This is a genomic window from Methylobacterium sp. Leaf108 (assembly GCF_001423265.1).
Classification (GTDB): Bacteria; Pseudomonadota; Alphaproteobacteria; order Rhizobiales; family Beijerinckiaceae; genus Methylobacterium.
The window spans coordinates 26,447-51,566 of the sequence record NZ_LMND01000031.1 but is presented as its reverse complement, the minus strand read 5'-3'; the positions used below and the strand labels follow the sequence as shown (position 1 = coordinate 51,566).

Annotated in this window: 21 protein-coding genes and 2 pseudogenes; 10 read left to right on the top strand and 13 right to left on the bottom strand. The window is 71.0% G+C overall.

Annotated features, from left to right (window positions below):
* Window positions 1–2 precede the first annotated feature (2 nt).
* Together argE and speG are read left to right on the top strand one after the other, a co-directional pair.
* The gene (argE, locus tag ASF39_RS14935; RefSeq protein WP_056285318.1) at window positions 3–1,175 is read left to right on the top strand and encodes an acetylornithine deacetylase; all 1,173 of its coding nucleotides are present in this window, start codon (window positions 3–5) and stop codon (window positions 1,173–1,175) included.
* A 13-nt stretch (window positions 1,176–1,188) separates the two neighbouring features.
* The gene (gene speG, locus ASF39_RS14930; RefSeq protein ID WP_055889035.1) at window positions 1,189–1,773 is read left to right on the top strand and encodes a spermidine N1-acetyltransferase; all 585 of its coding nucleotides are present in this window, start codon (window positions 1,189–1,191) and stop codon (window positions 1,771–1,773) included.
* Window positions 1,774–1,867: 94 nt separating this feature from the next.
* Here speG and ASF39_RS14925 read toward each other — a convergent pair whose 3' ends face one another.
* The 6 genes from ASF39_RS14925 to ASF39_RS14900 all read right to left on the bottom strand — a co-directional run bounded on the left by ASF39_RS14925 (window position 1,868) and on the right by ASF39_RS14900 (window position 7,623).
* The gene (locus ASF39_RS14925; RefSeq protein ID WP_156648515.1) at window positions 1,868–3,067 is read right to left on the bottom strand and encodes a hypothetical protein; all 1,200 of its coding nucleotides are present in this window, start codon (window positions 3,065–3,067) and stop codon (window positions 1,868–1,870) included.
* 185 nt (window positions 3,068–3,252) lie between these two features.
* Window positions 3,253–4,251, bottom strand: coding sequence for an Hsp33 family molecular chaperone (locus tag ASF39_RS14920; protein WP_056285313.1), 999 nt, complete (start codon window positions 4,249–4,251; stop codon window positions 3,253–3,255).
* 157 nt (window positions 4,252–4,408) lie between these two features.
* A complete protein-coding gene (locus ASF39_RS14915; protein WP_348271523.1) occupies window positions 4,409–4,882 on the bottom strand; it encodes a GNAT family N-acetyltransferase in 474 nt (157 codons plus the stop codon).
* Between the two features lie 18 nt (window positions 4,883–4,900).
* Window positions 4,901–5,188: a DUF1778 domain-containing protein gene (locus ASF39_RS14910; RefSeq protein WP_056285307.1), complete on the bottom strand. Its 288-nt coding sequence runs from the start codon at window positions 5,186–5,188 to the stop codon at window positions 4,901–4,903.
* Window positions 5,189–5,338: 150 nt separating this feature from the next.
* Window positions 5,339–6,307 (bottom strand): ornithine carbamoyltransferase, encoded by a 969-nt coding sequence (gene argF, locus ASF39_RS14905; RefSeq protein ID WP_055889433.1) that lies wholly within the window; start codon window positions 6,305–6,307, stop codon window positions 5,339–5,341.
* Between the two features lie 122 nt (window positions 6,308–6,429).
* Window positions 6,430–7,623, bottom strand: coding sequence for an aspartate aminotransferase family protein (locus ASF39_RS14900; RefSeq protein ID WP_055889020.1), 1,194 nt, complete (start codon window positions 7,621–7,623; stop codon window positions 6,430–6,432).
* Window positions 7,624–8,060: 437 nt separating this feature from the next.
* Here ASF39_RS14900 and ASF39_RS14895 point away from each other — a divergent pair, with 437 nt between their 5' ends.
* From ASF39_RS14895 to ASF39_RS14875, 5 genes are all read left to right on the top strand, one after another.
* A complete protein-coding gene (locus ASF39_RS14895; RefSeq protein ID WP_056285304.1) occupies window positions 8,061–8,534 on the top strand; it encodes a RidA family protein in 474 nt (157 codons plus the stop codon).
* On the top strand, window positions 8,534–9,286 hold the full coding sequence (locus ASF39_RS14890) for a glycerophosphodiester phosphodiesterase family protein (RefSeq protein WP_056285302.1): 753 nt from the start codon (window positions 8,534–8,536) through the stop codon (window positions 9,284–9,286). The genes ASF39_RS14895 and ASF39_RS14890 overlap by 1 nt, the downstream gene beginning before the upstream one ends.
* 158 nt (window positions 9,287–9,444) lie before the next feature.
* Window positions 9,445–10,674: a GNAT family N-acetyltransferase gene (locus ASF39_RS14885; protein ID WP_056285299.1), complete on the top strand. Its 1,230-nt coding sequence runs from the start codon at window positions 9,445–9,447 to the stop codon at window positions 10,672–10,674.
* The gene (locus ASF39_RS14880; RefSeq protein ID WP_056285296.1) at window positions 10,671–11,840 is read left to right on the top strand and encodes a M20 aminoacylase family protein; all 1,170 of its coding nucleotides are present in this window, start codon (window positions 10,671–10,673) and stop codon (window positions 11,838–11,840) included. Before ASF39_RS14885 ends, ASF39_RS14880 begins: the two co-directional genes overlap by 4 nt.
* Window positions 11,837–12,331, top strand: coding sequence for a glutathione peroxidase (locus ASF39_RS14875; RefSeq protein ID WP_056285293.1), 495 nt, complete (start codon window positions 11,837–11,839; stop codon window positions 12,329–12,331). Before ASF39_RS14880 ends, ASF39_RS14875 begins: the two co-directional genes overlap by 4 nt.
* A gap of 9 nt (window positions 12,332–12,340) precedes the next feature.
* Here ASF39_RS14875 and ASF39_RS14870 read toward each other — a convergent pair whose 3' ends face one another.
* A complete protein-coding gene (locus ASF39_RS14870) occupies window positions 12,341–13,303 on the bottom strand; it encodes a cation diffusion facilitator family transporter (protein ID WP_056285289.1) in 963 nt (320 codons plus the stop codon).
* 127 nt (window positions 13,304–13,430) lie between these two features.
* On the opposite strand from ASF39_RS14870, the gene ASF39_RS14865 reads away from it, so the two are divergent.
* Window positions 13,431–13,859, top strand: a complete 429-nt coding sequence (locus tag ASF39_RS14865; protein WP_056285286.1) for an HIT family protein — start codon at window positions 13,431–13,433, stop codon at window positions 13,857–13,859.
* 409 nt (window positions 13,860–14,268) lie between these two features.
* Here the strand turns inward: ASF39_RS14865 and ASF39_RS22440 are convergent.
* From ASF39_RS22440 to ASF39_RS14850, 3 genes and pseudogenes are all read right to left on the bottom strand, one after another.
* Window positions 14,269–14,514: pseudogene (locus ASF39_RS22440) on the bottom strand (PilZ domain-containing protein); the annotation flags it as partial.
* A gap of 78 nt (window positions 14,515–14,592) precedes the next feature.
* Window positions 14,593–14,820 (bottom strand): hypothetical protein, encoded by a 228-nt coding sequence (locus tag ASF39_RS14855; protein ID WP_055885092.1) that lies wholly within the window; start codon window positions 14,818–14,820, stop codon window positions 14,593–14,595.
* Window positions 14,821–14,889: 69 nt separating this feature from the next.
* Entirely contained in the window at window positions 14,890–16,947 is a 2,058-nt protein-coding gene (locus tag ASF39_RS14850) for an NAD(+) synthase (protein ID WP_056285284.1), read from the bottom strand.
* A 208-nt stretch (window positions 16,948–17,155) separates the two neighbouring features.
* On the opposite strand from ASF39_RS14850, the pseudogene ASF39_RS14845 reads away from it, so the two are divergent.
* Together ASF39_RS14845 and ASF39_RS14840 are read left to right on the top strand one after the other, a co-directional pair.
* Window positions 17,156–20,396, top strand: a pseudogene (locus ASF39_RS14845) (DNA translocase FtsK).
* Window positions 20,397–20,495: 99 nt separating this feature from the next.
* A complete protein-coding gene (locus ASF39_RS14840; protein ID WP_056285282.1) occupies window positions 20,496–21,395 on the top strand; it encodes an outer-membrane lipoprotein carrier protein LolA in 900 nt (299 codons plus the stop codon).
* Between the two features lie 68 nt (window positions 21,396–21,463).
* Here ASF39_RS14840 and ASF39_RS14835 read toward each other — a convergent pair whose 3' ends face one another.
* The 3 genes from ASF39_RS14835 to ASF39_RS14825 form a co-directional block, all read right to left on the bottom strand.
* Window positions 21,464–22,714, bottom strand: coding sequence for an SfnB family sulfur acquisition oxidoreductase (locus ASF39_RS14835; protein WP_056285279.1), 1,251 nt, complete (start codon window positions 22,712–22,714; stop codon window positions 21,464–21,466).
* A 221-nt stretch (window positions 22,715–22,935) separates the two neighbouring features.
* Window positions 22,936–24,042, bottom strand: a complete 1,107-nt coding sequence (gene sfnG, locus ASF39_RS14830) for a dimethylsulfone monooxygenase SfnG (protein WP_055885076.1) — start codon at window positions 24,040–24,042, stop codon at window positions 22,936–22,938.
* Between the two features lie 256 nt (window positions 24,043–24,298).
* Window positions 24,299–25,111 (bottom strand): transglutaminase family protein, encoded by an 813-nt coding sequence (locus tag ASF39_RS14825; RefSeq protein WP_055885073.1) that lies wholly within the window; start codon window positions 25,109–25,111, stop codon window positions 24,299–24,301.
* Between the last annotated feature and the right edge of the window lie 9 nt (window positions 25,112–25,120).

The following is a 25,120-nucleotide window of genomic DNA, read 5'->3' as shown; positions in this document are numbered from 1 at the left end:
TCATGTCCGCGCACGGACGGCGGCTGACGCACCTCGAGCTGCTCGAACGCCTCGTCGCGTTCGACACCGAGAGTTCGAAGACCAACCTGCCCCTCGTCGACATGGTCTGCGACTACCTCGCGGGCTGGGGCGTGCCCACGGTGCGCGTGCCCAACGCGGCCGGCGACAAGGCCGCGATCTTCGCCACCCTCGGCCCCAGGGTCGACGGCGGCGTCGTGCTCTCGGGCCATACCGACGTCGTCCCCGTCACGGGCCAGGCCTGGACCGGCGACCCCTTCGCCCTGCGGGTGGAGGACGGGCGGGCCATCGGCCGCGGGGCCGTCGACATGAAGGGCTTCTGCGCCCTGGCGCTCGCCGCCGTGCCGGACTTCCTCGCCGCAGGCCTCAAGCGGCCGATCCACATCCTCCTGTCCTACGACGAGGAGACCACCTGCCTCGGGGTGGCCGACACCATCGCCCGGTTCGGCGCCGATCTGCCCCGGCCCGGCGCGGTCGTCGTCGGCGAGCCCACCGACATGGAGGTGGCCGACGCCCACAAGAGCATCGTCACCTATCTCACCACCGTCCACGGGCACGAGGCCCATTCCGCCAAGCCCATGCTCGGGGCCAACGCCGTGATGGCGGCGGCCGACCTCGTGTCTGAGCTCAACCGCATCGCCGACGCGATGATCGCGCGGGGCGACGCCTCGGGCCGGTTCGACCCGCCGGCCACCACGGTCCACGTGGGTACGATCCACGGCGGCACGGCCCGCAACATCCTGCCCAAGGTCTGCACCTTCCACTGGGAGTTCCGCGGCCTGCCCGACCTCGACATGGCCGAGATCCCGGCCCTGTTCGAGGCGAGGGTCGCCGCCGTCACCCGCGACCGGCTCAACCGCTACGGCCCGTTCGGGCGCATCGAGACCCTGGAGGAGGTGGCGGTGCCGGGGCTGGCGCCCGAGCCCGGTTCCGACGCCGAGCGGCTGGCGCTGCGGCTGGCGGGGCGCAACCACACGATCTCGGTGCCCTATGCCACCGAGGCCGGCCGCTTCCAGGCGGCGGGCATCCCCACCGTGGTGTGCGGGCCCGGCTCCATCGACCAGGCCCACCAACCCGACGAATTCATCACCCTCGCGGCCCTGGAGGCGGGCGCCGCCTTCATGCGCCGCCTCGCCGCCGACTGCGCGGGTTCGTGAGGGCCGTCCCGTCATGAGAACCGTCACCCCCCGCACCATCGCCGCCGACGGCCCGGTCAAGCTCCGGCCGCTGGAGCGCGAGGACCTGATGTTCGTGCATCAGCTCAACAACAACGACAGCATCATGCGCTACTGGTTCGAGGAGGCCTACGAGTCCTTCGCCGAACTGGCGCAGCTCTACGAGCGCAACATCCACAACCAGACCGAGCGGCGCTTCATCATCGCCAATTCCGACGGCGCGCCCGCCGGCCTCGTCGAGCTCGTGGAGATCAACCACCTCCACCGGCGCTGCGAATTCCAGATCGCGATCCACCCCGCCTTCCAGGGGCAGGGCTATGCGCCCCGCGCCACCCGGATCGCCATGGACTACGCCTTCAGCGTCCTCAACATCCACAAGCTCTACCTGCATGTGGATCGCGACAATGCCCGCGCGGTGCGCATCTACGAACGCTGCGGCTTCGAACCCGAGGGCATCCTCAAGGACGAGTTCTTCGTGAACGGCAAGTACCGCGACGCGGTGCGGATGTGCCTGTTCCAGCCGGCTTACCTGGCGCGCCGGGGCGGCGGCGAGATCGCCGAGCCGGTGCTCAAGAGCTGACGGTTCTTCCGGGGCCCCGCGGAGACGACGTGGAAGAGCCGGAGCGGCTGGCTGCCGCTCCGGCTCTTCGGGGAGTCGGACCTGTCGCGAGCGATCAGTTGCGCGGTGCGCCACCCGGCGCGGACTGACCGGCAGCACCGCCGCGACCGCCCTCGGAGCCGCGACCGCCCTCGGAATTCCCGCCCATGGAGCGGCCGCCGGCGTTCGTGGTGCCCTTGTCGGCGTCGGCCCCGCCGCGATCGGCGGCGTTGCGGATGCCCTGCTGCTCGGAACCGCCCTCGCGGCCGGCATTGCCGGACCGCTCGGCCCGGCCCTGCCCGTTGCGGTTCTCGTCGCGGCGGTTCATGTCGCCGCGGCCGGCCTCGTTACGCCCGCCCTCGTTGCGCATGCCACCCCCGGTGCGGCGCTCCTCGCGGGACTCGCTGCGCGTCGAGACGCTGTTGCGCACCTCCACGCCACCGCGCGCGCGCTCGCTGAAACGCGCGCCCACGGACACGCCGCCACGCTCGCGGGTGGTCACGGTCAGGCGTCGATACTGCGGCGAGCCGTAGACGACGCGCTGGCCGCGAACCACCACGTAGCGCGAGCCGGGACGGCGCTTGGTGGTCTCGCTGACGGTGACGAGGCGCCGGTACTGCGGCGAGCCGTAGACGACGCGCTGGCCGCGGATGGTGACGTAGCGGCGGCGGCCGCCCTCGACGTAGCGATTGCCGCCGCGGCGACGCTCGATCACCACGAGGCGCCGATACTCGGGCGAGCCATAGACGACGCGCCGGCCGCCCAGCAGCACGGTGCGCTGGCTGGTGCGGGTGCGTCCCTCCACCCGGGTGTCGATCCGGCGCTCGCTACGGCGGCTCACCGACCGGTCGTCACGGTCGCCGCGCATGCCGTCGCGTCCACCGCGCCGCTCGGCCCTCTCGTCGCGTCCGCCGTCGCGGCCCGCGGTGTCGCGACGGTCGGAGGCCTCACCGCCGGATCTGCCCTCCGTCTTGCCGGAATCCTGCCTGGACGCATCGCGCTTGCCGGAATCCGCGCCCGCGGCGTCACGCCCCGCCGGACCCGGCTGGGCATTGTCCTGCTTGGCCGATGCGCCCGCGCGTCCCTCGGACGCCTTCTGGCCCATTCCCTGCGAGGCGTTGCCCTGCCCGGCGTTGCCCTGCCCACCGCCGCTGACTTGCCCACTGGCGCCCGCACCCTCGCGCGCGGCGCTGCCGCCGGCCGCCGTGCCGGCACCTTGTGCATAGACCGATGTCGACATCAGTAATGCGGCGAGACCCAATCCGATCTTCTTCATCGACGTTCCTCCCAGATCTTCAGGGATCCGAAACGTCGAACGGGGCAAAACCGTTCGTTTCCGCCGGCAAGAAAAACGACGTCCTGTCATCTCGCATCGCAAGATGACGGCATGCGTGACGACAGACCTCGCGCGTGACGGCGAGAGCCCGGGTCTCGGTCGAGTCTCGGGCCGTCCGGTCGACGTCAGTGCGCGCCGCCGTCCGCCTCGACCTCCGCCGGATCGAGATCGTAGCGGCGCGAGCAGAACTCGCAGGTGATGCCGATGCGGCCGTCGTCGGCGACCATGTCGCGGCGTTCCTGCACCGAGAACGAGCGGATCATCCCGAGGACCCGCTCGGACGAACAGCGGCATCGCTCGCGCACGCCCTGCGCCTCGAACACCCGGACGCCGCGCTCGTGGAACAGGCGGTAGAGCAGCCGCTGCGACGACACGGTGGGATCGACGAGTTCGTGGTCCTCCACGGTGGCGACCAGCGAGCGCGCCTCGACCCAGGCGTCGTCCTCGGGCGCCGTCCCGCCGCCGACATGGAGGTGGCCCTCGGGGATGTCGCCCGGCGGCAGGTCGGCCAACCGCGCGCGGTCGATGGATTGGGGCAGGAACTGCACGAGCAGGCCGCCGGCCCGGTAGCTGGTGACGCCGTCCTCGAACCGTTCGGCCACGGCCAGGCGCACCTGCGTCGGGATCTGCTCGGACTGGCGGAAGTACTGGTGGGCCGCCTCCTCCAGGCTCTGGCCTTCCAGCGCCACCACGCCCTGGTAGCGGCTGCGCTCGGAGCCCTGGTCGATGGTCATGGCCAGATGCCCCTGCCCGATCAGGTCCTCGCTCTTGAGCGGCGGCACGCCCAGGGCCGAGATCCGCGCCGCGTCGAAGCGGGCGGTGGCGCGCAAGGAATCGGGCGCCTCGAAATCGACGACGATCATCTCCACCGGGCCGTCGGTGCGGGTCTGGAGCTGGAAACGGCCCTCGAACTTCAGCGACGAGCCGAGCAGCACCGTCAGTGCCGCCGCCTCGCCCAGCAGCCGCGCCACCGGATCGGGATAGCCGTGCCGGCGCAGGATGGTGTCGACGGACGCGCCTAGGCGCACGACGCGGCCGCGCACGTCCAGCGCCTCCACCGAAAACGGCAGGGCGACGTCGTCCTCGCCCTCGATGACGGCGGATGTCTCGTGTCCGGAGGCCATGGCCCCTCCCTTCGGCTCGTGGAACGGTGCTGCAGGGTCATGCGGGAACCCGATGCCGAAGGAACGCAATCGACCCTTCGAAGGCTGCCGCCCGCCCGTGACTGACCGTGGATGACGTGTCGCGCCTTGGTATCACACACAAGCCTGCCGGCCCGCGTCACAGGCTGCCCGAGATCGTCCCGATGGGAAGGAACAGGGTGCGTGACCCGTCCGGAAAGGCCAGAAACTCCGCCTGCCGTCGATAGAACGCCAGCGCGGCCTCATCGAGGGCATGGACCATGACGGCGCCGATCCCGATGATCTCGGCGGCCTGCGCGATCCTCCGGAAAGCATCCGCGAGTAGGTCCGCGCCGAGCCCGCGACCGGCATGGGTAAGGTCGACCGCCAGGCGACCGAGGATCGAGACCGGGATCGGCTCGGGAGCATTGCGCCGCAGCCGCCCCGGGGCGCCTGCGCGCTCCACCGTTCCAGCCGAGACGCAGTAGTAGCCTACCACGACATCGTCTTCGCACACGACGTAGGTACGGGCGAACTTCCCTTCGCTGCGACGGGCTTGGTTCTTCAGCCAATCGTCGAGCACGGGCCGCCCGCATGCGAAGCGGTCCAGGATGTGATGCGCTCCGAGCGGCACTGGGCGCCCGAGCATCGCTCACCTGTCCCAAAGCGGTGTCTTGCGCATCAGCGCGGTCAGCCGGGGGCCAGGCGACGGCGGTGCGTCGAGGGCCGATACGAAGGCGGCGTGCCGTGCGTCGTCCAGCACGAACAGGCGCTGGTCCAGCAGAACGTCGACGGCATGGCGGCGTGCGGTATCGATCATGAACTCGGTCCGCGTCTTGCCGAGGACCGAGGCTGCGCTATCGATCAGATCGCGCGTCTCGCCCTCGATGCGCAGGTTGATCGTGGAGCCGCGTCGCGGCGGAAGGCCATCGACACTCATGGACGCCTCCGTCGTCTGGAAGGTCCGAAGACCGCGCTTCCATCGACAAATCGTATACACGATGTCAACACAGTCAAGGCCACTCCCGTCGGTGTTCCGACGTATCGGTCCTTCGCCGCCGCCGCTGCAAGACCATCCCCAACCCTGGGTTCAGGCCCCGCCCGCCCCCAGGCACCAGGCCAGGATCCCCTTCTGCGCGTGCAGCCGGTTCTCGGCCTCGTCGAACACCACCGACTGCGGCCCGTCGATCACCTCGGCGGTGACCTCCTCGCCGCGGTGGGCCGGCAGGCAATGGAGGAACAGCGCGTCCTTGGCCGCCGCCTTCATCAGGCGGGCATCGACCTGGTAGGGCATGAGCAGGGCGTGGCGGGAATGCTCGTCCTCGTCGCCCATGGAGACCCAGCAGTCGGTCACCACCGCGTCCGCACCCGCCACCGCCTCGTAGGGATCGGTGGTGAGGTTGAGGCGCGCGCCCTCGGCCTTCGCCCAGGCGATCAGGTCGGGGGGAACCGACAGGTCGGGCGGGGCGGCGACGTTGAGGGTGAAGTCGAAGCGCGCGGCCGCATGCGCCCAGGAGGCGAGCACGTTGTTGGCGTCCCCCGACCAGGCGATGGTGCGGCCCCGGATCGGCCCGCGGTGCTCCTCGAAGGTCATGACGTCCGCCATGATCTGGCAGGGGTGCGAGACCTTGGTGAGCGCGTTGATCACCGGCACCTCGGCATGCTCGGCGAGTTCGAGCATCAGGTCGTGGTCGAGGATGCGGATCATGATCGCATCGATGTAGCGCGACAGCACGCGGGCGGTGTCGCCCACGGTCTCGCCGCGCCCGAGCTGCATCTCCTTGCCGGTGAGCATCAGCGTCTCGCCGCCGAGCTCGCGCATCGCCACGTCGAAGGAGACCCGGGTGCGGGTGGAGGGGCGGTCGAACACCATCGCCAGCATCCGACCGGTGAGGGGCCGTTCGGCCGCGACCTCGCCCTTGCGGCGGCGGCCCTTCATGGCGGCGCTGGAGTCGAGGATCGCGCGCAGGTCCTCCCCGGAGAAATCCTTGAGGTCGAGGAAGTGGCGGGGACCCGCTTGGCTGGCGGCTGTGGCGGTCCCGGAGGTCGTCGTCGTCATCTGTCCGTTCTTCAACTTGTCCGGCCCCGATGAGGACCCCGTTCGATGCGTCCGGGTTCCGGTCGTCCGGTTGGAAAATGAGGCCCGTCGCTCACGACGGGATCACGTCTGCGTCGGGAGGCTCACGCGGCGGCGCCGCGGATGTCGCGCTCGAGGCCGGCCGCGGTCGCCTCGAGACGCTCCACGGCCGCCTCGACGTCGGCATCCGTGACGATCAGCGGAGGCAACAGCCGGACCACGTTGTCGCCGGCGGGGATCACCAGCAGGTGGTGGTCGCGGGCCGCGGCGGCGAAATCGGTGTTGGGCACGTTGAGCTTGAGCCCCAGCAGCAGGCCGCTGCCGCGGATCTCGGCGACGATATGGGGGTGGCGGTCCTTGAGCGCGGCGAGGCGCTGCTTGAGCAGGAGCCCCATGCGCTGGACGTGGTCGAGGAAGCCGTCGGCCAGCACCACGTCGAGGACGGCGTTGCCCACCGCCATGGCGAGGGGGTTGCCGCCGAAGGTGGTGCCGTGGCTGCCGGCCGTCATGCCGCGGGCGGCCTCGGCGGTGGCGAGGCAGACCCCGAGGGGGAAGCCGCCGCCGATGCCCTTGGCCGCGCTCATGATGTCGGGGGCCATGCCGGCCCATTCGTGCGCGAACAGCCTGCCCGTGCGCCCGACCCCGGTCTGGACCTCGTCCATGATGAGCAGCAGGCCGCGCGCGTCGCACAACTCGCGTAGGCCGCGCAGGCACTGCGGCGGCACCGAGCGGATGCCGCCCTCCCCCTGGATCGGCTCGATCATCAGGGCCGCCGTCTCCGGGCCGATGGCCGCGAGCAGCGCCTCGTGGTCGCCGAACGGCACCTGGTCGAAGCCGTCGGCCTTGGGCCCGAAGCCCTCGATGTACTTCTGCTGCCCGCCGGCGGCCAGCGTCGCCAGGGTGCGACCGTGGAAGGCGCCCTCGAAGGTGACGATGCGCCACCGCTCCGGCGCGCCGCCGGCCGCATGGTACTTGCGCGCCATCTTGATGGCGGCCTCGTTGGCCTCCGCCCCGGAATTGCAGAAGAAGGCCGTGTCCGCGAAGGTCGCGTCCACGAGGCGCCGCCCGAGGCGCTCGCCCTGCGGGATCTGGAACAGGTTGGAGGTGTGCCACAGCTTGGCCGCCTGCGCGGTCAGGGCCTCGACGAGGTGGGGGTGGGCGTGGCCCAGCGCGTTGACCGCGATGCCCGCGCCGAAGTCGAGGTAGCGCTCGCCGCCCTCCGTCACGAGCCAGGCGCCCTCTCCCCGCTCGAAGGCGATGGGAGCCCGGGCATAGGTCGGCAGAAGGGCGGATGTCACGTGTTCGTCTCCGTGAATGCGCGATCGGGGACAGCGGCCGCCGGAAATGACAATGCCGCCTCGAAACGGGGCGGCACGCGCGCGATTACTAGAGACATGGCTGGTTCTGTCAATCGCGTGCCTCGCCGGCAGGCTCCGAACCGAGGTCGACGACCGACGCCCGAAATGTGACCCGAACCGGGAAATCCTCGTGCCCGGTCGTTCCGGGGCGCCGCAGGAGAACCCGGAATCCAGAGCCGCCGACGCCTCGTCATCCGGCCGCCGCTGCGCCATCGCGAGCAGGAAGGGCTCCCGGTCATCGAGGGCCGGGGTGAGGTACGCCGGGTGAGGGACGCCAGGCGCGGCCGGTTCCGGGTTGCATCCGTCCCACCGGCCGTGTTCAGAGCCGCGCAGCGGCGCGCCTTCCGCGCTTCGTGCCCCAGGAGATCCCAGCCCCGATGAGCACCGTCACGCAACGCCTGGCCGATCTCGGCCTCACCCTGCCCAAGGCCGCAGCCCCCGTGGCCAACTACGTTCCCTTCATCCGCAGCGGCAATCTCGTCATCGTCTCGGGCCAGATCTGTTTCGGGCCCGACGGCACCATCGCCCCGGCGCACAAGGGCAAGCTCGGCGAGGGCGTCTCCACCGAGGCCGGGTTCGAGGCGGCCAAGCTCTGCGCCCTCAACGTCCTGGCACAGGTGGAGGCGGCGGTGGGCGACCTCGACCGCGGCGTCGTCCAGTGCCTGCGCCTGGGCGGCTTCATCAACGCCGCCGCCGGCTTCCATGCGCTCGCGCCGATCATGAACGGCGCATCCGACCTGATGGTCGCCGTGCTGGGGGACCGCGGCCGCCACGCCCGATCCACCGTCGGCGTGGCCGGGCTGCCGCTGGACGCCGCCGTCGAGGTCGAGGCGATGTTCGAGGTGAAGTGATGGCAGCCAACGCCCCGGCCTGGCTCACCGCCCGGCCGATCGCCCATCGCGGCCTGCACGACCGCGCCGCCGGCATCCCAGAGAACACCCTCGCCGCGGCGCAGGCCGCGGTCGCCGGCGGCTACGCCATCGAATGCGACGTCCAGCTCAGCGCCGACGGCGAGGCGATGGTGTTCCACGACGTGGCGCTCGGCCGGCTCACCGATGTCGGCGACCCCGTCGCGGCCCTCGACGCGGCGGCGCTCGGCCGGCTCGGCGTGGCCGGCACCGGGGAGCGCATTCCCACCCTGTCCGCGTTCCTCTGGGCCATCGGCGGTCGGGTGCCCCTCGTCGTCGAGGTGAAGTCGCGGTTCATGGGCGACCTGCGGCTGGTGCGGCGCGTGGCCGAGGTGGTGTCCGGCCAGGACGGGCCGGTGGCGGTCAAGTCGTTCGATCCGACCCTCGTCGCGGCGCTCGCCGACCTCGCCCCGGCGATCCCCCGCGGGATCGTGGGCGAGACCAACCAGGACGACCCCTCCTATGCCGCCCTGGCGCCGAGCCTGCGCCGGTCGCTGTCCGACCTGCTGCATTTCTCCGAGAGTCGGCCGGACTTCCTGTCCTGGCGGGTCGACGATCTCCCCTGCGCGGCCACCCACCTCTGCCGCCGTCTCGGCGGGATGCCGGTGATGACCTGGACGGTGCGCACCCCGGACCAGCGCGCGCTGGCGTCGGCCCACGCCGATCAGATGGTGTTCGAGGGGTTTCGTCCCTAGCCGCTCCCCGCGTTCGCCGGCCACCGACGTGGCAAGGGCGCTCGGCGCACTCCGCGCCGCCGGCATCGCCGGGCCCTGCGACGGCGGGGATGCCGGCGTCCGCTTGCTCGCCCCCGTCATCGGGCTAGATTGGACGGGATGGGGCTAGATTGGACAGGATGAAAACTCCGGACGAGGCGCCCACGTCACCGGCGGAACTGCAGGTGCGCCCGCTCACGGGTCTCGCCCAGATCCCGGCCGCGCGATGGGACGCCTGTGCCACTTCCGCCGAGACGCTCGCGGGTGGCGACGAGACCCACAACCCGTTCGTCAGCCACGCCTTTCTCTCCGCGCTGGAGGATTCCGGCTGCGTCTCCCGCCGGACCGGCTGGCTGCCGCTGCACGTCTCGGTGGAGCAGGAGGGCACCCTCCTGGGCGTGGTCCCCTGCTACCTGAAATCGCACAGCCAGGGCGAATACGTGTTCGACCACGGCTGGGCCGATGCCTACGAGCGGGCCGGCGGCAGCTATTATCCGAAGCTCCAGGTCAGCGTGCCCTTCACCCCCGTCACCGGGCCGCGCTTCCTGATAGCGCCGGGGCAGGATCCGGACCTCGCGCGCGCCGCCCTCGTCGCGGGCCTGCGCGCCCTGCGCCAGGAGACCGAGGCCTCCTCGATCCACGTCACCTTCATGCAGGAGGGCGAGTGGGAGGCGGCCGGGGCCCTGGGCTTCCTGCAGCGGGTCGACCAGCAGTTCCACTGGGACAACGCCGGCTACGCCGACTTCGAGGATTTCCTCGGGGCGCTGGCCTCGCGCAAGCGCAAGGCGATCCGGCGCGAGCGCCGCGACGCCCTGGCCAACGGCATCACCATCGAGCACCTCACCGGCGCCGCTCTCACCGAGGCGGTCTGGGACGCGTTCTACGACTTCTACGTCGACACCGGCGCGCGCAAATGGGGGCGGCCCTACCTCAACCGGCGCTTCTTCGCGCTCATCGGCGAGCGCATGCCCGAGCGCATCCTGCTGGTGATGGCCAAACGCGAGGGGCGTTACATCGCCGGGGCCATCAACCTCATCGGCGACGTCGCCCTCTACGGCCGCAACTGGGGCTGCGCGGAGGACCATCCCTTCCTGCATTTCGAGGTCTGCTACTACCAGGCCATCGATTTCGCCCTGGCCCGCGGCCTGAAGCGGGTGGAGGCGGGGGCGCAGGGCGAGCACAAGCTCGCCCGGGGCTACCGGCCGGTGCTGATGCATTCGGCCCACGACATCGCCGATCCCGCCCTGCGCCGGGCGGTGGCGGACTATCTGGTGCGCGAGCGCGACCACGTCGCCGAGGCCGCCGACGTCCTCGGGACCATGACGCCGTTCCGGCGCGCCGCGGGCTCGGACAAGGAGGACGACGCATGAGCCCGATCGACCGCATCGCCGCCTTCGCCGACGAATTGACGGCCCTGCGCCGCGACCTCCACGCCCATCCCGAACTCGGCTTCGAGGAGGTGCGCACGGCCGGCATCGTCGCCGCGCATCTCAAAGCCTACGGCATCGCGGTCCATCGCGGCATCGGCGGGACCGGGGTCGTCGGGGTGCTGGAGGGGCGCTCGCCCGCCGGGCGCCGCATCGGCCTGCGGGCCGACATGGACGCCCTGCCGATCGAGGAGGCGACGAACCTGCCCTATCGCTCGACGATCCCCGGCAAGATGCACGCCTGCGGCCACGACGGCCACACCACCATGCTGCTCGGCGCCGCCCGCTACCTCGCCGAGACCCGCGATTTTTCCGGCACCGCCCTCTTCATCTTCCAGCCTGCGGAAGAGGGGCTCGGGGGCGCGCGGGCCATGATCGCCGATCACCTGTTCGCGCGCTTCCCCTGCGACGAGGTCCACGGGCTCCACAACGCCCCCAACCTCGCCCGCGGGCGCATCGAGTTCTGCCCAGGGCCGGCGATGGCGGCGGCGGATTTCTTCGACATCCGCGTCGTCGGGCGCGGCGCCCACGCGGCCCAGCCCAACCGCGCCGTCGACCCGATCCTGGTGGCCACCGCCCTGGCCCAGGCGATGCAGTCCATCGTCGCGCGCAACGCCGATCCGCTGGCGAGCGCGGTCGTGTCGATCACCCGGATCCATGCGGGCGCCGCCTACAACGTCATCCCCGAGGAGGCGCATCTGGCCGGGACCGTGCGCAGCTTCGATCCGGCCCTGCGCAGCCTGATCGCCACCCGCATCCGCGACCTCGCTGCGGGGTTGGCGACAGCCTACGGCGCCCGGATCGAAGTGGAGCTCCGGGACGTGTTCTCGGTGCTCGTCAACGCCCCGGCCGAGACCGAGGCGGCGACACAGATCGCCCGCGACCTGTTCGGGGCGGAGGCGGTGAACGGGCGCGCCCGCGCCCACATGGGCAGCGAGGATTTCGCAGATATGGCGGCGGCGGTGCCCGGCAGCTATGCCTGGATCGGCATGGAGGGGCGCGCCAACCTCCACAACGCGGCCTACGACTTCGACGACGGCATCATTCCGCTCGGCGCCGCCTATCTCGCCAGCCTCGTCGAGCGGCGCACCGGAGCAGCCACCCCGTGACCACCCTCTACGACCTCGCGCCCAAGAGCGCCGACGGCACGCCCTATCCCCTGTCCCGGCACCGCGGCCAGGTGCTGCTCGTGGTCAACACCGCCTCGAAATGCGGCTTCACCCCGCAATACGAGGGGCTGGAGGCACTGTGGCGGCGCCATCGCTCCGAAGGGCTCGTGGTGCTCGGGTTTCCCTGCAACCAGTTCGGGGGGCAGGAGCCCGGCGACGCCGACGAGATCGCCCGGTTCTGCAGCCTGACCTACGAGGTCAGCTTCCCGGTGATGGCCAAGGTCGCCGTGAACGGCCCCGAGGCGGACCCGGTCTTTTCCCATCTGAAGTCGGAGAAGCCCGGACTGCTCGGCACCACCGGCATCAAGTGGAACTTCACCAAGTTTCTCGTCGGCCGCGACGGCCGCGTGATCGGACGCTACCCGCCCCAGACCAAGCCCGCCGACTTCGAAGCGGATGTGGCCCGGGCGCTGGCCGAACCGGCACCCTGACGACCGCCCTCACGCGGGAACCGGCGTCGCCGCCGCGTCGCGGCGCGACTGGACCTCGATGAACACCCGCGTGACGGTGGGATGCTCGCGCTTGAGCGTCGCCTCCAGGCGCGAGACCAGGGCCTCGATCTCGCCCGCGCGCATGGCGTCGTCCATGTCGAGGCTGACGTTCACGAGGATGTCCTGGGGGCCCAGGTGCTGGGTCAGCACCGCGTTGACGTGGTGGACGCCCGGTTCCTCGCGCATGGCCGCCGTGATGGCGGTCACGAGTTCGGGGTCGGCGGCCTCGCCGATGAGAAGGCCGTGCGTCTCGATCATCAGGAAGATCGCCATCCCGATCAGGATCAGGCCGATGCCCACCGAGGACCAGCCGTCGAGGGCCGGCCAATCGAGGACGTGGGCGAGGACGACGCCGGCCAGGGCCACCAGCAGTCCGAGCAGGGCCGCGACGTCCTCCACCAGCACCGTGAACAGGGCCGGGTCCTTGCTGCGTCGGATCGCGGTGATCGGCGGACGGCTGCCCTTCTCGCTCCAGAAGGCCCTGATCGCCACGAGGCAGGAGTAGCCCTCGGCCACCACCGCGAACCCGAGGATGGCGAGGTTGACCCACAGGCCCGGAACGGTCCGGCCCCAGATCACCGCATCGGCGGGCGCTTCCGGGTGCTGGATCTTGTGGATGCCCTCGTAGATGGCGAAGGCGCCGCCACCGAGGAAGATGAACAGCGCCACGATGAAGGCGTAGAAATAGATCTCGCGGCCGTAGCCGAACGGGTGGCGCGCGTTGGCCGGACGCTTGGCGCGCTTCAGGCCGATCAGCAGCAGGATCTGGTTGGCGGTATCGACGAGGGAGTGGACGCCCTCGGCCAGCATCGCCGAGCTTCCCGTGAAGAAGGCGCCCACGAACTTCGCCGCGGCGATGGCGAGATTGGCGCCCGCGGCGGTGTAGATGGCCCCGTTGCTCTCGTGAGCCATGAAATCCTATGTCCTTGTCGCCGCGTTGCGCAGACGAACGCGCGAGGGCGCGCGCGGTTCGCGGCGGAGTGGACGGCGGCGGCCCGCCTGTGCATCGTGCCGCCGCCATCAGCCGGAGCCGGACGCCATGACGACCCCGTACGATCCCACCAACATCTTCGCCCGGATCCTGCGCGGCGAGATTCCCGCCCATCGGGTCTACGAGGACGCCGACACCCTCGCCTTCATGGACGTGATGCCCCAGGCCGAGGGCCATACCCTGGTGATCCCCAAGGCCCCCGCGCGCGGTCTGCTCGATGCGGAGCCGGCCTCGCTGGCCGCCGTCGCGGCCACGGTCCAGCGCGTCGCCCGTGCGGTCAAGGCGGCCTTCACGGCCGATGGCTTGACGATCTTCCAGTACAACGAGCCGGCCGGCGGGCAGACGGTGTTCCACCTGCATTTCCACATCCTGCCGCGCCACGAGGGCGTGGCGCTGACCGGCCACACCGGGCGGATGGCCGATCCCGAGCGGCTGGCCGAGCATGCCGCGCGCATCCGGGCAGCGCTCGCGGCGTGATACGGGCTCCGGTTCGATAAAGTTGGAGCCGTATCACCGAGCCCGCGGCGCCTGAGGATGACCGAGATCCGCTTTGGGAAGCGCTCAGGCGAAGTTCGGATGACGGCGCCGGTCGCGCGGATCAGGCGGCGGTGGACTTGAGCAGGCTCGAGAGGGTCTGGCGCAGGGCGGCGTTCTCGGCCTCGAGTTCCTTCACCCGGCGCCCGAGGGCGAACATCGCGGCGGCGTCCTGCGCGGACGCCGCGGGTTCCGGTGCGGCGGGGGCGGACGGCTCCCGAGCGTGGGCCTCGCCCGCCGTCGATGTCGCCTCGGCGCCAGCCTTGGCCTCGGCAGCCTTGGCCTCGGCAGCCTTGGCTTCGGCGCTCCTGGCCTCGACGCTCCTGGCTTCGGCGCTCTTGGCCGCGCCCTCGTCCATGAAGGTGATGCCGATGCCGTCGCTGCGCCGCCAGCGCAGGCTGGAGCGGTAGGTCTTCTCCTTGACCGGGATGTAGAGGTCGAACGACTCGGGCAGGATGGCGGTCTGGCTGATGGCCAGGCGCGCGCCGGAGGCCGACAGGTCCCGCACGAGACAGTCCATGCTCGACGAACCGTTGTTGAAGATGATGCGCCCCTTGAGGAAGGTCCTCTGGCGCAATTCCCTACGATGCTCCGACATGGCGTCGGTCTCCGACTTCGCGATGGCGCACCCTGGCACGACGCGCGTTAAGAATGTTTCGTCGCAACCGTCGACGCGTCACGAGAAACGGATGTCGGTGGTCTGGAACAGGTAGAACCCGTTGAAGCGCACGCCCGTCTGCGCCGCCTGGCCGTCGAAGCCGCTCGGCACCCGCCCGGCCTGGTCGAGCTTGCCGTCGAAGGTCCAGCGGTCCGCCTTGAGGAAGCGCGGCACGGCGGACGTCTCGGGCACCGCGCAGCACAGGCCGCGCACGCTCTTCAGGCAGAACACGTTGTAGCTCTGCATCGCACCACCTTCCGCTCGGCCACCCTCGAGTCGCGGTTGTCGCCCGACAATGGGACCTTAGCATGGTCCTCAGGTTTCGGGCACGTTGCGCTCGAGCTCGGCGATCCAGGCGTTGGCGTTTCCGTCGGAGGGCGCGCGCCAGTCGCCCCGCGGCGAGAGCGCGCCGCCGGCCGAGACCTTCGGCCCGTTGGGCAGGGCGGACCGCTTGAACTGGCTGAAGCCGAAGAAGCGCTTCAGGAAGACCCCGAGCCAGGCCCGGATCTCGGGCAGGGCGTAGGCCCGGCGCTCGTCCGCGCGCAGGTCCGGCGGCCAGTCGCCGGCGGCGGGGTCGCCCCAGGCATGGAGCGCCAGGAACGCGATCCGCGACGGGCGGAAGCCGTGGCGCAGGGTGTAGTAGAGCGAGAAGTCCTGGAGCGCGTAGGGGCCGATGGTGGCCTGCGTGCTCTGTGGCGTCTCGCCCTCCGCCACCGGGACGAGCTCGGGCGAGATCTCGGTGTCGAGGATCGCCCGCAGGATGGCGCCGGCCTCGGCCGAGAACAGCCCCTCGCCGATGACCCAGCGGATGAGGTGCTGGATCAGGGTCTTGGGCACGCCGGCGTTGACGGCGTAGTGGCTCATCTGGTCGCCGACGCCGTAGGTGCACCAGCCGAGCGCCAGTTCCGACAGGTCGCCGGTGCCGATCACGATGGCGTGGTTGTGGTTGGCGAGCCGGAACAGGTAGTCGGTGCGCAGGCCCGCCTGCACGTTCTCGAAGGTGACGTCGTAGACGGCCTCGCCGCGGCCGAACGGGTGGTCCATGTCGGCCAGCATCTGCCGGGCGGCGGGACGGATGTCGATCTCGGCCGCGCGCACGCCGAGGGCGGCCATCAGCGCATGGGCGTTGGCCTTGGTGGCGTCCGAGGTGGCGAAGCCCGGCAGGGTGTAGGCGAGGATGTGGTCGCGCGGGAGCCCGAGCCGGTCGAAGGCGCGGGCGGCCACGATCAGCGCATGGGTGGAATCGAGGCCGCCCGAGACGCCGATCACCACCTTGCGCACGCCGATTCCCTGGAGGCGGCGCACGAGCCCGGCCACCTGGATGCTGTAGGCCTCGTAGCAATCCTGGGCGAGGCGGCCGCGGTCGGCAGGCACGAACGGGAACCGCTCGACCCGCCGCATCAGGCCGAGGTCGTCCGCCGGCGGGTCGAGCCGGAAGCCGATGCGCCGGTAGGGCCGCGCCTCGGCGCGGGCGTTGTCGTCGAAGCTGCCGGCCTGGAGCCGCTCCTGCGCGATGAGGTCGAGGTCGACGTCGGCCAGCGTCACCACCGGATCGCCCGAGAAGCGCTCGCCCTCGGCGAGACGCACGCCGACCTCGTCGATGCTGGTCTGCCCGTCCCAGGACAGGTCGGTGGTGGATTCGCCCAGGCCCGCCGCGGCATAGGCATAGGCGCACACGCAGCGCGCCGAGGCCGCCCGCGAGAGCAGGGCGCGGGATTCGGCCCGCCCCACGGTGATCGGACTGCCCGACGGGTTGGCCAGCACGGTCGCGCCCGCCAGCGCCGCCGCGGTGCCGGGGCTCGCCGGCACCCACAGGTCCTCGCAGATCTCGATCGCCAGGACGAGGCCGGGCAGGTCTGCGGCCGCAAACAGCAGGTCGGTGCCGAACGGCGCCGTGGTCCCGGCCACCGCGATGGTCTGGCCGGTCACCCCGATGCCGGGGGCGAAATGGCGTTTCTCGTAGAACTCCCGATAGTTCGGCAGGTAGCTCTTGGGCACCACCCCGAGGAGGGTGCCCCGGTGGATCGCCAGGGCGCAATTGTAGAGCCGGTGCTTCCACCGCAGCGGCGCACCCACCACCAGCACCGGCATCAGGTCGGCCGAGGCGGCCACGATCCGCGCCACGGCGGCCTCGACGGCGTCGAGGAGGGTCTGCTGCAGCAGCAGGTCCTCGATCGCGTAGGCCGAGACGCAGAGCTCGGGAAACACCGCCACCGCGGCTCCCGCCTCGTGGCAGCGCTGGGCCAGGGCCAGGATCGCCCCGGCGTTGCGGTCGGGATCGGCCGGCTCGCTGTGTCCGGTGCAGGCGGCGATCCGGGCGAAACCCTGGCCGTAGAGCGACCGGAAGGTCTGGGCGGATACGGGCTGGACCAAGGGGCAGGGGCCTCGTCGTTGCGGGTGGCGCGACCCTACGCGCTCCGGCGTCCCCGCTCCAGAGCGCCGCCGGCACGCGGGGCCTCCCTCGAGAACCCACCGGAGCCGGGCCGCGCTATTCAAGCGTCTGTTAACGACGTTGCGCCTAACTGACCGTGAACCGCTTCATCGGGCAAGCGGGCCTCCGTTCGAGTTCATCCGGCACATCATGCGCGCATCGGGACGGCCTCCCTATTCCCATCGTGATCCTTCCCGGCCCGGCCGCGGCGGCGACCGCCCCGGCCTGTCGCTGGGCGCCCTGGCGCACCGGCTCCTCAGCCTGAGGGCGAGCCTCGCGCGGCGCCTCACCGGCCCGGCCCAGCGCCCCGGCTTCTCGGTGGCCGCCACGCGGCCGGCCCAGACCTGGCTCGCCTCGCCCGCCTCGCTCCTGGGGCGCGACAGCGTCGCCGACGGCCCGACGGCCCAGACCTGGCCGGACCACGTCTTCGACGATCGCGCCACGCCCGACATGCTGCGCACTGCGACCCGCAGCGGCGAGAGCCGGATCGACGAGGACGCCTCGGGTCCGCGCGTCCTCATCCGCACGCCGCGGCGGCCCGCCGCCATCATGCCCGAGGCCGGGACCGCGGCGGCGGCCCCGCAGCCGTTCGGCGCCGAGGCCGAAGAGGTCGTGCGCTACACCCGCACCCCCGATCCCGTGCTGCAGGAGCGCCGCCAGCGGGTGCGCGACGCCGAACGGGCCGCCCAGGAGCAGGCCGACGCCCTGGCCGCCGCCCGCAGGGAGGCCGAGGCCGCCGAGGCGCTGGCTCTGGAGCAGGCTCAGGCGGCCCATGCCGCGGCCCTGCCGCCCGCCGCGCCGCTGCCGCTGTGGCGCCAGCCCTTCGTCGTGCCCCCCGGCGTGCGCTTCTTCCGCAGTCCCGACCGCAAGCCGGCCGCCGTGGTGGCCGTGGTCGCCCCGCCGGCCCCCGAGCCGGCCGAGGCGATCGCCGCCGACTGGTCCGACGTGCCCGACTGGTCGGACATGGGCACCTGGTTCGACGGCCAGGACGGCGCCGCCATCGAGGCCTGGTCGGACATCCAGGACCCGTCGGCGCAGGTCGTGATCCTCCCCGAGGTCGTGTTTCTCCCCGAGGTCGTGATCATCCCCGAGGTCGTCGTGCCCGAACCGTCCGCTCCGGATGTCGCGCTGCCGTCGTCGGTCGAGCCCGCCGCGCCCGCCTACGGCATCGACCGCCTCGTGCGGTTCGCGCCCTCGGCGGTGCCGAGCCCGGCGGACGGCCAGGACAACGCCGCCGGTGCCCGGCAGCGGCCGGCTGCGCTCTCGGCGATGGCCGCGCGAGCCGCCATCCGTCCGGCAGCAGCGAAGCCCCAGGCCGATGCACCCACCGTGGACCGGGTCCCCGAAGCCCCCTCCCCTGCCGCATCGTCCGTTCCGGGCCACGTCGCCGAGCCTCTCCTGCGTTCGGCCGAGCCGATCGCCGCGGTGATCCCGTTCCTGATCCCGGCGCTTGCCCCGGCAACCCTCGCCGAAGCGCCGGCCTTCGTGCCGGTGGCGATGGCGCCGCGCCCCGTCCTCCTGCGCAACCCGAAGGCCGCCGCGGTCGAGGTCGTCGAGGAGACACCCGCCGTCGCCGCCGGACCGGCGGTCCAGCTGCCGGCGGTCCAGGTGCCGGCGTCCGAAGTGCCGGCGTCCGAAGTGCCGGCGTCCGAAGGGCCGGCATCCGAGGTGCCTGTGCCTGCCGCCGCCGCTCCGCCGGAGCCGGTGCCCGCCGTCCACGCCCCGCGTGCGATCCTGCCCGATCACCGCGCCACCCTCATTCCCGCCGGCCGGCACGTGCCGATGTCGGTGGTCGAGAACGCCGACTACGAACTGCCCTCCCTCGAACTCCTGGCCGAGCCCGACCCCACCGGGACCGAGGAGGTCGATGCCGACGTGCTCGAGCAGAACGCCCTCAACCTGCAGCAGACGGTCCAGGACTTCGGCGTGCGCGGCGACATCCTCGCCGTGCGCCCCGGCCCGGTGGTGACCCTCTACGAGCTGGAGCCGGCGCCGGGCACCAAGTCCAGCCGCGTCATCGGCCTGTCGGACGACATCGCCCGTTCGATGTCGGCGGTCTCGGCCCGCGTCGCCGTGGTGCCCGGCCGCAACGTCATCGGCATCGAGCTGCCCAACGACAAGCGCGAGACCGTGTACCTGCGCGAACTCCTGGCCTCGGCCGACTTCGGGATGAGCAAGCACAAGCTCGCCCTGTGCTTAGGGAAAAACATCGGCGGCGAGCCGATCATCGCCGATCTCGCCAAGATGCCTCACCTGCTGGTGGCCGGCACCACCGGCTCGGGCAAGTCGGTGGCGATCAACACCATGATCCTCAGCCTCCTCTACCGGATGAAGCCGGAGGAGTGCCGCCTGATCATGGTCGACCCCAAGATGCTCGAACTCTCGGTCTACGACGGTATCCCGCACCTGCTCTCGCCCGTGGTCATCGATCCCAAGAAGGCGGTCATCGCCTTGAAATGGGCGGTGCGCGAGATGGAGGAGCGCTACAAGAAGATGTCCAAGATCGCGGTGCGCAACATCGACGGCTACAACGCCCGCATGGCCGAGGCCCGTGCGAGGGGCGAGGTCATCACCCGCGAGATCCACACCGGCTTCAACCGCGAGACCGGCCAACCGGTGTTCGAGACCGAGGAGATGGACCTCTCGGCCCTGCCCTACATCGTCATCGTGGTCGACGAGATGGCCGACCTGATGATGGTGGCGGGCAAGGACATCGAGGGCGCGATCCAGCGTCTCGCCCAGATGGCCCGCGCCGCCGGCATCCACCTGATCATGGCGACGCAGCGCCCGTCCGTCGACGTCATCACCGGCACCATCAAGGCGAACTTCCCGACCCGGATCAGCTTCCAGGTCACCTCGAAGATCGACTCGCGCACGATCCTGGGCGAGATGGGCGATGCTGTTCATGGCCGGCGGCGGGCGCACCACTCGCGTGCACGGGCCGTTCTGCTCGGATTCGGAAGTCGAGAGCGTGGTCGCCCACCTCAAGCGCCAAGGCCGGCCGTCCTACCTCGACGCCGTCACCGCCGATGACGGATCGGGCGACGAGAAGCCGGCCAAGGGGTCCAAGGCCGACAAGGCCGCGGCGGCCGAGACCGAGGAGGCGGATGCGCCGATCTTCGACGCGGGCGCCTATGCGGGCGGCGGCATCGATGCGGGCGCCGACCTCTACGACCAGGCGGTGCAGGTGGTGATGCGCGACCGCAAGGCCTCGACGAGCTACATCCAGCGCCGCCTGCAGATCGGCTACAACCGGGCCGCCTCGCTGATGGAGCGCATGGAGGTCGAGGGCATCGTCGGGCCGGCCAACCACGCCGGCAAGCGCGAGATCCTGATGGAGGGCGCCCCGCCCGGCATGATGCACGGCCACATGATGGACGACGACGACTGATCCCGGCCGTCGCCGAGACGACGTCCCCGGCGTCCCATAATCGCCACAGCGCGAGGCTCTAAGGCGAGCCTCGCCACCCCACCCGGAGAACGCCGCACCATGACCGGCCGACGTCCCCACCTCGCCGCCGGCTCGCTCCTCGTGCTAGCCGCCCTCGTTCAGCCGGTGCCCGCCCAGGCCCAGCTCGGGGCCTTCATCGACGGCATCCTCGGCCGCAAGGAGGCGCCGGCCCCCGAGCCGGAGGCCGCCCCCCCTCCCCCCGCGCCGACGCCGAAGAAGCCCCCCGCCCAGGCCGCACGGCCGGCCAAGGAGGGCAAGCCCGCCGGGTCACAGGACAAGGCCGGGCAGGACAGGGCCGGACAGGACAGGACCGCCACCGCCAAGGCGGCCGCCAGGCCCGCCGAGGCCGCCGGCAAGGCCGCTCCCGCGATCGAGGCGGACGCCGCGACCCTGGTCGCGCAGGCCAACGCCTATTTCAACGGCATCACCACGCTGACGGGCACCTTCATCCAGATCGGGGCGGACGGCCGCCGCATCGGCGGCAAGCTCACCCTGTCGAAGCCCGGCCGGCTGCGGTTCGACTACGATCAGCCCTCGCCCCTCGAGGTGGTGGCGGACGGGACCTCGGTGGCGGTGCGCGACCGCAAGCTCGGCACGCAGGACCTCTACTTCATCTCGCAGACGCCCCTGAAATTCCTGCTGCGCGAAAAGATCGACCTCGCCCGCGACCTCACGGTCACCGATGTCGGCAACGATCCGGGCGGCGTGCGCATCGTGACCGAGGACCGCTCGACGCTGGGCGGAACCTCGAAGATCCAGCTGTTCTTCGATTCCGAGATGAAGACCCTCAACCAGTGGCGGATCACCGATCCGCAGGGCTACCAGACCACGGTCCAGCTCTCGAACCTGCAGAAGGGCCGCACCGTCGAGGCGAGCCAGTTCTTCATCAACTACGGCCGCGCCGAGGACAAGGCGATGCAAAAGCAGCTGCAGCAGTAGGAGGCACGGGTTTTCGGTCCGGACCCGCACGCGGGTCCGGCCGTGCCTTTCCGGGCGGGTGAGCCCCCTCAGCTCCAGGCGTGGAAGGGCGGGTTCACGCCGTTGAGGGCGTGGTTGCCGACGATGGCGTATTTCCAGCGCACGGGATCGTGCAGCGTATGGGTGCGGGCGTTGCGCCAGTGGCGGTCGAGGTTGGCCTCCGCCAGGGTCGAGCGGGTACCGGCGAGCTCGAACAGGGTGTTGCTGGCCAGGAGCGCGATCTCGGTGGTCAGCACCTTGGCCTCCGCCACCGCGAGCTGGGCGGCGGCCACGCTGTCCGCCGTCGGGTCCGCCACGGCCTCGTCGAGGGCCAGACCCGCCCGGTCGAGGAGGGCCTCGGCCGCATGCAGGCGGATCGTCAGGTCGCCCACCGCCCGGATCGTGTGGGGATCGTCCGAGGCCCTGTCCTGGCCGCTGTCGATCCAGGGACGGGATTTGGTGCGCACGAAGGCGATGGTGTCGGCGAGGGCCTCGCGGGCGATGCCGGCATCCACCGCCGCCTGGATCACCTGGAAGATCGCGCCGTTGGCGCTGGGCGCGGCGTAGCCCTTCCAGGCCGGCACGAGATGGGTCCTGGGCACCCGCACCGCGTCGATGACCACGGTGCCGCTCGCCGTGGTGCGCTGGCCGAAGGCCGACCAGTCGTCGATCACGGTCAGCCCCGGGGCGTCGCGCTCGGCGATGGCGTACCAGGGGCGGCCCTCGCCATCGAGGGCGACGATCGGCACGAGATGGGCGAGCAGCGCCCCGGTGGAATAGAACTTCCGCCCCGTGACAACGACGTGGTCGCCGTCCTCGACGAACCGGGTCTGGAAGTCGGCGGCGCGCGGAGTGCCGATTTCGGAGAAGGCGTTGCCGAAGCGGGTGCCGGCCAGGACCTCGCCGAACAGCAGCGCCCTTTGCTCCGGGTCGGAGACGGTCTGGATCGCGGCGACGATGCCGAGGTGGTTCTGCGCGATCTGGCCGATCGAGGGATCGGCCGCCGAGACGATGGCGATCACCCGCGCCAGGGTCCGGTAGGACACCTCCGGGCCGCCGAAGGCCCGGGGCACGTTGATCGACCACAACCCGCTCTGCGAGAACGCGTCGAGCTCGGCCACCGGGCGGCGGTTGTCGCGATCGCGCTCCGAGGCGCCCTCGCGGAACGCCACCGCCAGGGCCTCTGCGACGCGGATCGCCTCGGCGTCGTCACGGATGACGTGGGCGGGGCCATCGGGGCGCGGGACGGCGGGACTGTCCTGGCCGGTCTGGAGCGCCTTGGCGTTCACGGCGATGGTCATGACGATCTCCGGGGTTGGATAGTCGGTGGTGTGCGACGGCGACGCTCCCCGGCGCCTCGCTCACCCGCGTGGGCGATCCGACGTGCGATTGAGGGGAGACGATTGGATTCGGGCGGCGGCGGGATGGACCTCGACCCCAAGCGAGGCCGACCGGACCACCCCCACCCTCGGATGCCTCCCACACCGGAGTGGGACGCGCGTCGCGAGGATCTGGACGACCCTTAAGCCGCCACGGCCCGGCGCTCGCGCGCGGCCTCCAGCGCCCGCACCCGCGGGATGACGTGGGCGCCGAAATGGGCGACTTCTTCCTGGAAGTGCAGGAAGGCCAGGAGCGCCAGGTCCACCCCGGCGTCCTTGAGCGCCAGGATGCGCTCGGCGATCTGGTCGGGGGTGCCGATGAGGTTGGTCTTGAAGCCGTCGTTGTACTGGACGAGGTCGGTGAGGCTGGACTTCGCCCAGTTGCCCTCCCCTTCCGGCGAGGCCTTGCCGGCGTTCTTGGCCTCGTGGCCGAAGGCCTTCACCGCCTCGGGGTCGGCGTGGTCGATGATCTCCTGGAGGACGGCACGGGCTTCCTCCTCCGTCTCGCGGGCGATGACGAAGGCGTTGACGCCGACCTTGACCGAATGGCCGTTGGCCCGCGCCTTGGCCTGGATGTCCTCGACCTGGGCTTTGACGCCCTCCGGCGTGTTGCCGTTGGTGAAGTACCAATCGGAGACACGGGCCGCCATGTCGCGCGCCGCCCGCGAGGAACCGCCCTGGAAGATCTCCGGCAGCGGATCGGCGGGCTTCGGCTTCAGGGTGTAGTTCGTGTAGCGGTAGAAATCGCCGCGGAAGGTGAAGTCGTCCTGCGTCCAGATTCCGCGCAGCGACCGGATGAACTCCTCCGAGCGGCGATAGCGTTCGTCGTGATCGAGCCAGGGTTCGCCGATGGCCCGGAACTCGCCCGAGAACCAGCCCGAGACCACGTTGATGGCGATGCGCCCGCCGGTGAGCTGGCTGATCGTCGCGATCTGTTTGCCGGCGAGGGTGGGGTTCCACGGGCCGGGCAGCAGGGCGGCGATGACCTTGAGCCGGGTCGTCGCCGCCAGCAGCGCGTGGCTGAAGGCCACCGATTCGTGCTGGTATTCGGCGCCGTAGCCGGCGGTGAAGCGGATCTGCGTCAGGGCGTAGTCGAAGCCGGCCTCTTCCGCGATCTGCGCGAGCCGCCTGTTGTAGTCGGCGTCCCAGCTCGTGCGCTGGGGGATCTTGCTGATGACTAGCCCGCCGGAGACGTTGGGTACCCAATAGGCGAAGCGGATCGGCTCGGACGTGGCGGCGTGATGGGACATGGCGGAGGCTCCTGCGGCTCGCGCCGCCGCCGGGGTCTCGTCCGCGCCTGCCCGTCCGCACCGTGAAGGAGCGTCCGGACGAGCGATATCGGCAGACGAGCACCGGTCGCGGGGTTGAGATGGACAGTCATTCGATCGACTGCCGCATGATCCCGCAGGGTCGTGTCCTCGTCAAAGGAACCGGTTACTTTTGTTGTCCGGCTTTCGACGAGAATATTCCCCACCGCGATGACGGTGGAGCAAGGCCGTTCTTTTCTCAAGCCTCGTCGGTCACATCGTCGGTATGGACGTCGAAGCTCACGAGGAGCGCGGTGTTGAAGCTCGTGGAGATGGCGACGTCGGTGGCGTCGCGCCCGCGGGCGATGACGATGCGGCCGATGCGGCGGATGTTGTTGCGCGCATCGAAGGTGTGCCACTGCCCGCCGAGGTAGACCTCGAACCAGGCCGAGAAATCCATCGGCGGCGTCAGGGGCACGCCGAAGTCGCCGAGGTAGCCGGTGCAGTAGCGGGCCGGGATGTTCATGCAGCGGCAGAACGTGACGGCGAGATGGGCATAGTCGCGGCAGACGCCGAGCCGCTGCTCGTAGCCCTGCGAGGCGCTGCGGGTGGCGTCGGCCTGCTGGTAGTCGAACTTGATGTGGTCGTGGACGTGGTCGCAGATCGCCTGCACCCGCGCCCAGCCCTCGGGCGTGCCGCCGAACAGCGACCAGGCGACGTTGGAGAGCCGATCGGTGTCGCAGTAGCGGCTGCCGAGGAGGAACTGCATCACCTCGTCGGGCAGATCCTGCACCGGGTGCTGGCGGGCGTCGGGCACGTACGGGTCGAGCTCGCCCGAATCCCGGACCGTGAAATCCGCCGAGACCGTGATGCGCCCGCCCGGGGCCAGGATGCGGGTGCAGGTGTTGCCGAAGGGATCGAGGTATTTGTGCGCCGGCACCGGCGGATCGATGGTCATCGTCTGCGGCGACAGCAGGTCGTGGACCCGGGAGGGATGCACGTCGAGCATCAGCGTCATCGGCGTCGGCTGTGCCGTGTCGTAGGTGATGGCGTAGCCGGTGCGGATTTTCATGGTGTCGGA